Below are 10,767 nucleotides of genomic sequence, written 5' to 3'. Positions count from 1 at the left end.
AAGCAGCAGACCATGAGCCTGCACCTCGCCGAAATCAGCGGGCAGGTCGCGCCCGGCGCGCATGCGGTGGTCGTCATGGACGGCGCGGGCTGGCACCAGCGCGGGCCCGATCCGAAGCTGCCCGCCAACGTCACGCCGCTGCTGCTGCCGCCCTACGCGCCCGAGTTGAACCCGGTCGAGAACATCTGGGCCTTCCTGCGCTCCAACAAGCTCAGCAACCGCGTGTTCGACAGCGACGACACCATCGTCGACGCCTGCTGCGGCGCCTGGAACTGGCTCGCCGATCAGCCCGAGCGCATCACCAGCATCGCCTCACGCGCCTACGCGCAGGTCAGGTTCTGATGCCGCGCGTATAAAGAGTCGGCGCGGCCGCTGGTATGCCTTTGTCCTGGCCCGCCCCCGCCCCACAGGCCCCCAACGCGACTCGCCGCGTGGGGTGGTGGCGACCCGGCGCGCGCGATACGGCCGGCGTGGCCGCCGACCGTATCACCACATCGTCCTCGCCGCGCGCTCGGGCCACTCGGCGTCGTAGCGCGGGCCCCCGACCTCGCCCGCCGTCATGGCGGCGAGGATTTGCCCGGGCGTGGGCAGGTCGGGCGCGGCATGGGGTTCCCAGAGCCTGGCGCGCAGCACGGCGCGCGCGCACTGGAAATAGATCGTCTCGACGGCGATGACGGCGACGCTGCGCGGCGGCTTTCCCTCCACGGCGAAGCTCGCGCAGAACGCGGCATCGGCGGTGATGCGCGCGCGCCCGTTCACGCGCAGCGCGTTGCCGCTGCCCGGGATGAGGAACATCAGCGCCACGCGCGGGTCGCGGAGGATGTTGCGCAGGCTGTCGATGCGGTCATTGCCGCGCCGGTCGGGCAGCGCCAGCGTCGTCTCGTCCAGGATCCGCACCAGCTCTCCCGGCCTGTCGCCGCGCGGCGAGCAGTCGAGCCCCTCGGGCCCGGCGGTGGCCAGCGCGAGGAAGGGCGCAGCCTCGATGATGCGGCGGTATTCGGGCGTGATGCGCGGCGCCTCCTTGCGCAGCGCCGCGGGGCCGGGCGCGCCGTAGAGCGCGTGCAGCTCCTCGAGGCTGCCGAGGAACCTCACGCCACGCGCACCCCGAGCCGCCCCGCCATGTCCTGGATGAACTGCCAGGCCACGCGCCCCGACCGCCCGCCGCGCGTGACCGACCACTCGACGGCGGCCTTGTGCAGCTCCTCCCGCGTCACCGGCAGGGAGAAGGCCGCCGCGTAGCCCTCCACCATGGCGAAGAAGGTGTCCTGGTCGCAGTTGTGGAAGCCGATCCAGAGGCCGAAGCGGTCGGAGAGGCTCACCTTCTCCTCCACCGCCTCGGCGGGGTTGATGGCGGTGCTGCGCTCGTTCTCGATCATGTCGCGCGGCATCAGGTGGCGGCGGTTGGAGGTGGCGTAGAACAGCACATTCGTCGGCCGCCCCTCGATGCCGCCATCCAGCACGCTCTTCAGCGCCTTGTAGTCCGCGTCCTCGCGCTCGAAGGAGAGGTCGTCGCAGAAGACGAGGCAGCGCCGCGCCTGCGCGCGCAGGATGTTCAGCAGCTCGGGCAGGGTGCGGATGTCCTCGCGATGGATTTCGATGAGGGCGAGGCTGCCCGGGTGCTGGGCGTTGGCCTCGGCGTGGGTGGCCTTCACCAGCGAGGATTTGCCCATGCCGCGCGCGCCCCAGAGCATGGCGTTGTTCGCCGGCAGGCCGCGGGCGAAGCGCAGCGTGTTCTCGAGCAGGATGTCCTTCTGCCGGTCCACCCCCTTGAGCAGCCCGATCTCCACGCGGCTGACGCGCGGGACGGGATCGAGCCGCGCCGGCGGGTGCCAGACGAAGGCGTCGGCCCCCTCCAGGCTCGGCGGGGGCGCGGGGGGGGGGGCGAGCCGCTCCAGGGCGGCGGCGATGCGGGCGAGCAGTTCGGCGTCCATGCCGGCCTTCAAGCCCCGGGGCCGGAGGGGCGCAAGGGGGCCCTGCAGGCCCGGTTGACGCAGGGGTGCCGCCCGGTAGGTTGCGCGCCGATCTCCCACCCAGCGAGGCCCCATGTTCATCTCCCCCGCCTATGCGCAGGGCGCCGAGGCCGGCGCCGGCGCCATCGTCATGCAGCTTCTGCCGCTCGTCCTCATCTTCGTGGTGTTCTATTTCCTGCTGATCCGCCCGCAGCAGAAGAAGATGAAGGAGCACCGCGCGATGCTCGCCAGCCTCAAGCGCGGCGACCGCGTGATCACCGCCGGCGGCATCGTGGCCGAGGTGAAGTCGGTGAAGGAGGGCTCGGACGAGATGGAGGTCGAGATCGCGCCCAATGTCCGTGTCACCGTGGTGCGCGGCACGATCAGCAGCGTCATCCGCCCCGAGGTGGCGAACGACGCCAAGGGCTGATGCGGCCGGCGGTCACGCCGCCCGCATCAAGCCTCTCCCCGCGCGCCCGGAGCCGCCGGCCCGAAGAGGAGTTCGAGCCGGTTGCGCCCCCCCACCCGCGCATAGCGCTGCGCCGCGCTGAAGCGGCGCACCAGCAGAAGGCCGCGCCCGCCCGCCCTCGCCTCTTCCAGCGAGGCCGCTTCCGGGGGCTCGGCCACGGCGGTGGGGTCGAAGGCGGGCGCATCGTCGTCGAGGACGAGCGTCTGGGTCGCCCCATCGCCCTGCAGCGCGATGGCCACCCGCACCGGCCCGCTCGCCGCGCCGTGCAGGGCGATGTTGACGAAGATCTCCTCGCCGCAGAGCTGGATGGCGTCGCGCCGCGCGCGAGAGAGACCGAGCGCCGCCGCGGCCTCCTCCAGGAAGGCGGCCAGATCGGCCGCGCGCGCCAGTTCCGCGGGCAGTTCGGTGGCGAAGCGCCGCATGCGGCGCCTCAGGCGAGGACGAAGACCTCGCCCTCCTCCAGCGTCTCCACCATCGGCAGCAGGCTCTCGACGCCGGCGGTGGCGATGACGGTGGCCACCATTTCGGAGGGGCGCGCGATCACCATCCTGCCGCGTTTCGAGGCGGCGGACTTGGCCGCCATGATCAGGGTGCGCAGCCCCATGGAGGCGATGTACTCCACCTCCGCCATGTCCACGATGACCGCGCGGTTGGCGGCGGTGACGGCGGCGAAGCGCACGTCGATGGCGCCCGCGCCCGCCACGTCCATGCGGCCCTTCAGCGTGATGACGGTGGCCCCGGAAGGCAGTGTGTCGAAGGAGATGTGCACGCGCGTTCCTCTCTGTTCCCGCAGGCCGCCCCTGGTCTAGAGCCGCCCCGCGCGACCAGAAAGTGACGGTTCCGTGACGTCCCTCACGCCAGCGCCAGCGCCGCCAGCATCGCCGTTCCGAGCGCGATGCGATACCAGCCGAAGGGCGTGAAGCCGATGCGCGCGATGAAGGCCATGACGAGGCGCACCGTCACCAGCGCCACCACGAAGGCCGAGGCGAAGCCCAGGCCGATCTGCGCCAGCCCGTCGAGGGAGAGCCCGGCCCGCGCCTTCCACAGCGAATAGACGGTGGCGGCGAGCATGGTCGGGATGGCGAGGATGAAGCTGAACTCCGCCGCCGTGCGCCGGTCCACGCCGCAGAGCAGCGCGGTGATGATGGTCGCGCCCGAGCGCGAGGTGCCCGGGATCATCGCCAGCGCCTGGCCGAAGCCGATGATGACGGCGGCGATCGGGTTGATCTGCTCCACGCTGCGCATGGTGGGCTCGGTGACGCGCCGCTCGATGGCGATGATGGCGACGCCGCCCAGGATCAGCGCGACGCTCACCACCCAGGGGTTGAACAGCAGCGCCGTGATGGGGCCATGCAGCGTGGCGCCGATCAGCATGGCCGGCAGGAAGGCGAGGCCGATGTTGCTCGCATAGACGAACTCGGGCGTGCCGCGCTTCCAGAAGCCGCGCGCCAGCGCCAGAAGCCGCGCGCGGAAGGCGACGATCACGGCCAGGATGGCGCCGAGCTGGATGCTGATCTCGAACACCTTGCCCGGCGGCCCCTCGAAGCCGATGAGGTGGCCGAGCAGGATGAGGTGCCCGGTGGAGGAGATGGGGAGGAACTCCGTCAGCCCCTCCACCACGCCCATCAGGAAGGCGTCGAACATCGTCTAGTCCCCGAGCAGCGCGAGGTCGTCGCGGTGGATGATCTCGTCGCGCCCGCGCCAGCCGAGGATGGCCTCGATCTCGTCGCTGCGATGGCCGGCGATGCGCCGCGCATCGGCCGCGTCATAGGCCGAGAGGCCGCGCGCCAGCTCCCGCCCCGCCTCGTCGCGCACCGAGAGCGGGTCCCCGCGCGAGAATTCGCCCTGTACGGCGCGCACCCCGGCCGGCAGCAGGGAGGAGCCGCGGCGCAGCGCCCGGGCCGCGCCCGCATCGACCGTGAGCGTGCCGAGCGGCGCGAGGCTGCCCGCGATCCACTGCTTGCGCGCGCTGCGCCCCTCGGGGGCGGGCAGGAACCAGGTGCAGCGCGCCCCCTGCTCCAGCGCGCGCAGCGGGTGGTCCGTGTAGCCCTTGGCGATGGCCATCGCGCAGCCCGCCCCGGTGGCGATGCGCGCGGCGATGAGCTTGGTGCGCATGCCGCCGGAGGAATAGCCCGGCGGCGGCTCCCCTCCCATGGCCATGATCTCGTCGGTCACGCGGTCCACCAGCGGCAGGTGGCGCGCGGCGGGATTCTTGCGCGGATCGGCGGTGTAGAGGCCGTCGATGTCGGAGAACAGGATGAGCGCATCCGCCTGCACCATCTCCGCCACGCGGGCGGCCAGGCGGTCATTGTCGCCGAAGCGGATTTCGGCGGTGGCCACCGTGTCGTTCTCGTTGATCACCGGCACGCAGCCCAGCTCGAGCAGCGTGCCCAGCGTGGCGCGGGCGTTGAGGTAGCGGCGGCGGTCCTCGCTGTCCTCGAGCGTGAGCAGGAGCTGGGCGGCGCGCAGCCCCTCGGCGGCCAGCGCCGCCTCCCAGGCGCCGGCCAGGCGGATCTGCCCCACCGCGGCGGCGGCCTGCTTCTGCTCCAGCCGCAGCGCGCGCCCCGTCAGCCCGAGCGCGCGGCGCGCGAGCGCGACCGCGCCGGAGGAGACGACGATCACCTCCACCCCCCTGGCGCGCAGGGCCGCGATGTCCGCCGCCACGGTGGCGAGCCATGCGGCGCGCGGGCTCGCGCTGCTCTCCTCGACGAGCAGGGCGGAGCCGATCTTCACGACGAGGCGGCGGGCGGAGGCGAGCGGCGACATGCGGCCACGGCACATGCGGGTTTTGCGCCGCGCCGTCCAGCCGCTCGCCTCCCTTCCCGCCTGCGCGGTAGGATGGGCGGCCATGCGCGCCGCCGCCCTGCTCCTCCCGCTTCTCCTCGCCGCCTGCGGCAATCTCGGGGCGGGCGACTTCACCCGCGCCCTGCTCGGCGGCGGCGAGCCGGATCGCCTCGCCATCGCCGAGGCCGAGAGCGCCGAGGTCGAGGGCACGGCCACGCTGCGCCTCGGCCTCGGGCGGCGGGAGGCCACCGCCGCCCTCATCCACACCCAGGGCCAGCGCCGGCTCTGGCGCGCGCCCGGCGGGGTGGTGGTGGCGACCGATGGCGGGCGGGTGGTGGCGAGCTCCGGCCTGCCCACCATGATCATGGCCACCCGTTTCGACGGGCCCGATCCCCTCGCCGACCCCCGGGCGCTGCTCGAGCGCAGCGCCGAGGCGCGGCGGCTGGTGGACCTCTCCGGCGCGGCGCGCGACCCGGCCTCCATGCGCTTCGGGCTCGCCTTCGACTGCCGGCTGCGCGCCGCGCGCACCGACCAGGAGGCGGTGATCCTGGTGGAGGAACGCTGCCGCGTCACCGGCCTTTCGCCCGTGACCAACCTGTTCTGGGTGGACGAGGCCTCCGGCCAGGTGGTCCAGGCCGAGCAGTGGGTGGGCCCGGGGCTCAGGCCGATGCGGCTCGACTTCACGGAGTAGCCCGGCCGCATCATGCCGCCATGCGGGACCGGGGGCGCCTTTCCCCTCGCCTTTTCCGCGCCCAACCCCTATGTGGCGGCGGGAACAGCCAACACGCCAACGCCATTCGCGCCCGGACGCGCCGCGCCCGGGCTCGCCCCTGCCCGGAGCCTGCCACCCATGCCGCTGCGCAACCTCGCGATCATCGCCCATGTGGACCATGGGAAGACCACGCTGGTGGACCAGCTCCTCAAGCAGGCGGGCAGCTTCCGCGAGAACCAGCAGGTGGCCGAGCGCGCGCTGGACCGCAACGACCTGGAGCGCGAGCGCGGCATCACCATCCTCGCCAAGTGCACGGCGGTGGAGTGGCTGGGCGTGAAGCTCAACATCGTGGACACGCCCGGCCACGCCGATTTCGGCGGCGAGGTGGAGCGCATCCTCTCCATGGTGGACGGCGCGATCCTGCTGGTGGACGCGGCCGAGGGCGTGCTGCCGCAGACCAAGTTCGTGCTGGGCAAGGCGCTGGCGCGCGGGCTGCGCCCCATCGTCGTGGTGAACAAGGTGGACCGCCAGGACGCCCGCCCGCACGAGGTGCACGACGAGGTGTTCGACCTCTTCGCCAATCTCGGCGCGAGCGACGAGCAGCTCGACTTCCCCATGCTCTTCGCCTCCGGCCGCCAGGGCTGGGCGGCCGAGAGCATGGAGGCCCCGCGCGAGAACCTGAATCCGCTCTTCGACCTCATCCTGCGCCATGTGCCGGAACCGGCGGTGGACGCGGCGCTGCCCTTCGCCATGAACGCGGCCATCCTGGAATACGACAACTTCCTCGGCCGCATCCTGACGGGCCGCATCGAGCAGGGCGTGGCGAGGCTCAACATGCCGGTGAAGGTGCTGCGCGCCGACGGCCGGCAGGTGGAGACGGGCCGGCTGACCAAGCTGCTCTCCTTCCGCGGCCTCGAGCGCGTGCCGGTCGAGGAGGCGGTGGCGGGCGACATCATCGCCATCGCGGGCCTGTCCGAGACCACCATCCCCGATACGATCTGCGCGCCCGAGGTGGCCGCCCCCCTGCCGTCCGTGCCGGTGGATCCGCCCACCCTCGCCATGACCTTCCGCGTGAACGACGGCCCGCTGGGCGGGCGCGAGGGCAAGAAGGTCACCTCGCGCCAGATCCGCGACCGGCTCTTCCGCGAGGCGGAGGGCAATGTCGCCATCCGCGTGAAGGACAGCGAGGAGACGGACGCCTTCGAGGTGGCCGGCCGGGGCGAGCTGCAGCTCGGCGTGCTGATCGAGACGATGCGCCGCGAGGGCTTCGAGCTGACCATCGGCCGCCCCCGCGTGCTGACGCGCGAGAACCCCGAGACGGGCGCCCGCGAGGAGCCCTTCGAGGAGGTGCTCGTGGACGTGGACGAGCAGTATTCGGGCGTGGTTGTCGAGAAGATGTCGCTGCGCAAGGGGCAGATGCAGGACATGCGCCCCTCCGGCGGCGGCAAGACGCGGCTGACCTTCCACATGCCCTCGCGCGGCCTGATCGGCTATCACTCTGAGTTCCTGACGGACACGCGCGGCACCGGCATCATGAACCGGCTCTTCCTCGGCTACCGCCCCTGGGCGGGGCCCATCGAGGGGCGGCGCAACGGCAGCCTGATCTCCAACGTGGACGGCGAGACGACGCAATACGCGCTGTTCTCGCTGCAGGAGCGCGGCGCGCTCTTCGTGGAGCCCGGGGCCAAGGTCTATGTCGGCATGATCATCGGCGAGAACTCGCGCGACGACGACCTGGAGGTGAACCCGGTCAAGGAGAAGAAGCTCACCAACATCCGCGCCGCCGGCAAGGACGATGCGCTGCTGCTGACGCCGCCGCGCAAGATGTCGCTGGAGCAGGCCATCGCCTACATCGAGGACGATGAGCTGGTGGAGGTGACGCCCTCGGCCGTGCGGCTGCGCAAGCGCCACCTTGATCCGCATGAGCGCAAGAAGGCGCAGCGCCGCGCCGACGGGCTGCCGGTGAAGGGCGAGGCGGCCGCTTGAGGCGCGGCGTCGTGGCCCGGCTTCGCGACATAGCAAAAGCGGCCCGGAGGAGCTTCCTCCGGGCCGCTGTGCTCTGGGCGTCCGCCCCGGCCTTGAGCCGGGGAGGGAAGGGTCAGAACCCCTCGCGCTCGATCCGCTTGCGCTCCACCTTGCGGGCGCGGCGCACCGCCTCCGCCGCCTCGCGCGCACGGCGCTCCGAGGGCTTCTCGTAGTGGCGGCGAAGCTTCATCTCGCGGAACACGCCCTCGCGCTGCAGCTTCTTCTTGAGCGCCTTCAGCGCCTGATCGACGTTGTTGTCGCGGACGACGACTTGCACGCGGGCAATTCTCCTGCTGGCCGGTTGAGGCGAGAAAATAGGAAAGGGACTGGCGCGCAACGCGTCAGCCCGTGATGGTCATGTAACACAGCCAGGCGGGCCCCGTGAAGCCCTTTCGTCGCGCGCGCGCATGGCCGATCTTGCGGGGCGCCGATCTCGTGGCGAGGGGGAGCACCGCGCATGGCCATCCTGAAGATCGCCCGCATGGGCCACCCGGTGCTGCTGGGCAGGGCCGCGCCCGTGCCCGACCCCACCGCCCCAGACATGCGCCGCCTTGTGCGGGACATGGCCGAGACGCTGCTCGACGCGGGGGGCATCGGCCTCGCCGCGCCCCAGGTGCACGAGTCGCTGCGCCTCTTCCTCTGGCGCGACGGCGAAACGCTGCGCGCCCTGTTCAACCCCGAACTCGCCCCGCTCGGCCCGGAGCAGGCGCTGGGCTGGGAGGGCTGCCTCTCCATTCCCGGGCTGCGCGGCCAGGTGCCGCGCTTCACCCGCATGGCCTGGCGCGGCCTCGACCAGAACGGCGAAAGGGTGGAGGGTGTCGCCGAGGGGCTGGCCGCCCGTGTGCTGCAGCACGAGAATGACCATCTGGACGGCATCTTCTATCTGATGCGCATGGAGGATCTTTCGATGCTGGGCTTCGCCGAGGAACTCGCCCGCGCGCAGGAGCAGCCGTGATGACCGAGGACGCGCTGATCGACGCCGCCGTGCGCCTCGCCGACATCCGCGGCTGGAGCTGCGAAACGCTGCGCCGCGCGCTGATCGAGGCGGGCGAGCCGCCGGAACTTCTGCCGAGCGCCTTCCCCCGCGGCGTCACCGGCGCCATCGCCGCCTGGTCGCGCCTCGCCGACCGGCGGATGCAGGACGCGGCGGAGCGGGAGGATTTCTCCGGCCTGCGCACCCCCGCGCGCATCCGCCGCGTGGTGGAGCTGCGGCTGCGCGAGGTGGAGCCGCATCGCGAGGCCGTGCGCGGCGCCATGGCGCTGCTGGCCCTGCCCTGGAACCTGCCGCTGGCGGCGCGCCTGACGGCCGAGACCGCCTCCGCCCTCTGGTACGCGGCGGGAGACCGCTCGGCCGATTTCTCCTGGTACACGCGCCGGGCCACGCTGGGCGCCATCTACGCCGCCACTCTGGCCTATTGGCTGCGGCCCGGCGGCGGCGATCTCGAGGAGGCCTTGGCCTTTCTGGACAGGCGCTTGGCGGCGCTGCCGAAACCGAAGCCTCAGCCCGTCGAGGTTTAGGCTTCGCGCCCGGGCCGGTTCCGTGTAAAGCCTCCCATCGGGCCGATCCGTGCGCCGGCAGCGCAGACGAATCGGCGGGGAATCATCGGGGGATTTGGCGCCATGACGCGCAAGACTGCACTTCTGGCGGGCGTCGCCGCCGCGCTCATCGGGCCGGGGGCGGCCATCGCCGCCTGTCTGCAGCCGGCCGAAAAGACCGCCTTCGACGTGCGGGCGCTGCAGAGCCAGCTCATGGTGGTGGCCCTGACCTGCCAGCAGCAGGACGACTACAACAACTTCGTGCGCCGCCACATGAACGAGCTGAACAACGCCCAGCGCGGCGTCACCAGCTACCACCGGCGGGTGCATGGGGCGCAGCACCAGCGTCAGCTCGATCTCTACATCACGAATCTCGCCAACTCGCAGATGCAGGCGGGCATCACGCGCGGCAGCTTCTTCTGCCGGGAGCAGGCGCCGCTCTTCCAGATGGCGATGCAGGCGAACACGCGCGAGGAGCTGGCGAATCTGGCGGTGCAGCGGCAAATCCCGCAGCCGCTGGGTGCGGAGCCCTGTCCGGCCACCCCGCAGCGGCAGCAGGGCACGACCCAAGCGCGCACCCAGTCGCAGCCGCAGCGCCCGTCCAACCCGCAGGCGCAGCCGCAGCGCCAGGCGAACGCGCAACCCCAGCGCCAGGCCAGCCAGCAGGCTCAGCCGGCCAGCGCGACGCGCTGACGCATTCCGTTCGCGATTCGGCGAGGGCGGCCCTTGGGCCGCCCTTCTTTTTTGGGGAAGCGGATACGGGCGGTGTCACGCTGGGACGTATCGCGCGCGCAGGGTTGGTGTGTGGCGGCTGCGCGCCAGGACAAAGGCATACCAGCGACCGCACCGCTTTCGCAGGGGTCAGAAGCAGCGGCCGCCGGTATGAGGCGAACCTCCCCTTGCCGCGACGCATGAAAAAGGGGCGCCTCTCGGCGCCCCTTCTCTTGGTCCGGACCTCGGGAGAGGCCCTGCGCCTCAGCGCAGGACGATCTCCACGCGGCGGTTCTGCGGCTCGCGCACGCCCATGGCCGTCGGCACCAGCGGGCGGTCGAAGCCGAAGCCCTGCACCGTGATCTGGTTGCGCTGGATGCCGCGGCGCACCAGCTCCGCCGCCACCGCCTCGGCGCGGCGCACCGACAGGCGCTGGTTGTAGGCCGCCGAGCCCGTGCGGTCCGCGTGGCCCGACACCTCGATGCGCGTGGACCCCACCGTGCGGGCGTTGTTCGCCGCCTCGGCGATGATCTGGCGCGCGCGGTCCGTCAGGTCGGCGCGGTCCCAGTCGAAGAAGACCA

General features: G+C 72.1%; 15 protein-coding genes. 7 read left to right on the top strand and 8 right to left on the bottom strand.

The genetic code is table 11. The features are described from left to right. Positions 1-342: transposase (locus tag H596_RS0118150; RefSeq protein ID WP_027286075.1), on the top strand; the 342-nt coding region annotated here is incomplete at its 5' end. A 144-nt stretch (positions 343-486) separates the two neighbouring features. Here the strand turns inward: H596_RS0118150 and H596_RS0118145 are convergent. Then, positions 487-1,092: a pyridoxamine 5'-phosphate oxidase family protein gene (locus tag H596_RS0118145; protein ID WP_027286074.1), complete on the bottom strand. Its 606-nt coding sequence runs from the start codon at positions 1,090-1,092 to the stop codon at positions 487-489. Further along, entirely contained in the window at positions 1,089-1,931 is an 843-nt protein-coding gene (locus H596_RS0118140; protein WP_027286073.1) for an ATP-binding protein, read from the bottom strand. The genes H596_RS0118145 and H596_RS0118140 overlap by 4 nt, the downstream gene beginning before the upstream one ends. 112 nt (positions 1,932-2,043) lie before the next feature. On the opposite strand from H596_RS0118140, the gene yajC reads away from it, so the two are divergent. Continuing rightward, the gene (gene yajC / locus H596_RS0118135) at positions 2,044-2,379 is read left to right on the top strand and encodes a preprotein translocase subunit YajC (protein ID WP_027286072.1); all 336 of its coding nucleotides are present in this window, start codon (positions 2,044-2,046) and stop codon (positions 2,377-2,379) included. A 26-nt stretch (positions 2,380-2,405) separates the two neighbouring features. Here yajC and H596_RS22390 read toward each other — a convergent pair whose 3' ends face one another. The 4 genes from H596_RS22390 to proB form a co-directional block, all read right to left on the bottom strand. After that, positions 2,406-2,840, bottom strand: a complete 435-nt coding sequence (locus H596_RS22390) for an ATP-binding protein (RefSeq protein WP_051213390.1) — start codon at positions 2,838-2,840, stop codon at positions 2,406-2,408. An 8-nt stretch (positions 2,841-2,848) separates the two neighbouring features. Further along, on the bottom strand, positions 2,849-3,187 hold the full coding sequence (locus H596_RS0118125; RefSeq protein WP_027286071.1) for an STAS domain-containing protein: 339 nt from the start codon (positions 3,185-3,187) through the stop codon (positions 2,849-2,851). Positions 3,188-3,270: 83 nt separating this feature from the next. Then, positions 3,271-4,062, bottom strand: a complete 792-nt coding sequence (locus tag H596_RS0118120) for an undecaprenyl-diphosphate phosphatase (protein WP_027286070.1) — start codon at positions 4,060-4,062, stop codon at positions 3,271-3,273. 3 nt (positions 4,063-4,065) lie between these two features. After that, complete coding sequence (proB, locus tag H596_RS0118115) at positions 4,066-5,184, bottom strand: glutamate 5-kinase (RefSeq protein ID WP_156910185.1); 1,119 nt, start codon at positions 5,182-5,184, stop codon at positions 4,066-4,068. An 82-nt stretch (positions 5,185-5,266) separates the two neighbouring features. Here proB and H596_RS0118110 point away from each other — a divergent pair, with 82 nt between their 5' ends. Both H596_RS0118110 and typA read left to right on the top strand, forming a co-directional pair. After that, positions 5,267-5,893 carry a YjbF family lipoprotein gene (locus H596_RS0118110; protein WP_027286068.1) on the top strand — a complete coding sequence of 209 codons (627 nt, stop codon included), beginning with the start codon at positions 5,267-5,269 and terminating at the stop codon, positions 5,891-5,893. 159 nt (positions 5,894-6,052) lie between these two features. After that, on the top strand, positions 6,053-7,900 hold the full coding sequence (gene typA / locus H596_RS0118105) for a translational GTPase TypA (RefSeq protein ID WP_027286067.1): 1,848 nt from the start codon (positions 6,053-6,055) through the stop codon (positions 7,898-7,900). A gap of 112 nt (positions 7,901-8,012) precedes the next feature. On the opposite strand, the gene rpsU is transcribed toward typA, so the two are convergent. After that, entirely contained in the window at positions 8,013-8,216 is a 204-nt protein-coding gene (gene rpsU / locus H596_RS0118100) for a 30S ribosomal protein S21 (RefSeq protein ID WP_027286066.1), read from the bottom strand. 180 nt (positions 8,217-8,396) lie between these two features. Here rpsU and H596_RS0118095 point away from each other — a divergent pair, with 180 nt between their 5' ends. The 3 genes from H596_RS0118095 (at position 8,397) to H596_RS22380 (ending at position 10,168) form a co-directional block, all read left to right on the top strand. Next, positions 8,397-8,894, top strand: a complete 498-nt coding sequence (locus H596_RS0118095) for a peptide deformylase (protein WP_027286065.1) — start codon at positions 8,397-8,399, stop codon at positions 8,892-8,894. After that, positions 8,894-9,457 (top strand): COQ9 family protein, encoded by a 564-nt coding sequence (locus H596_RS22385; protein ID WP_051213388.1) that lies wholly within the window; start codon positions 8,894-8,896, stop codon positions 9,455-9,457. Before H596_RS0118095 ends, H596_RS22385 begins: the two co-directional genes overlap by 1 nt. A 102-nt stretch (positions 9,458-9,559) precedes the next feature. Beyond that, on the top strand, positions 9,560-10,168 hold the full coding sequence (locus H596_RS22380; protein WP_051213386.1) for a hypothetical protein: 609 nt from the start codon (positions 9,560-9,562) through the stop codon (positions 10,166-10,168). 282 nt (positions 10,169-10,450) lie between these two features. Here the strand turns inward: H596_RS22380 and H596_RS22375 are convergent. Next, positions 10,451-10,767 (bottom strand): OmpA family protein (locus H596_RS22375; protein WP_037301993.1); only part of this gene is annotated, 317 nt, incomplete at its 5' end.

The organism is Rubritepida flocculans DSM 14296 (assembly GCF_000425365.1).
GTDB classification, from domain to species: domain Bacteria; phylum Pseudomonadota; class Alphaproteobacteria; order Acetobacterales; family Acetobacteraceae; genus Roseococcus; species Roseococcus flocculans.
Note: the sequence above shows the minus strand (reverse complement) of the source record. Positions and strands in the feature narration are given on the sequence as shown.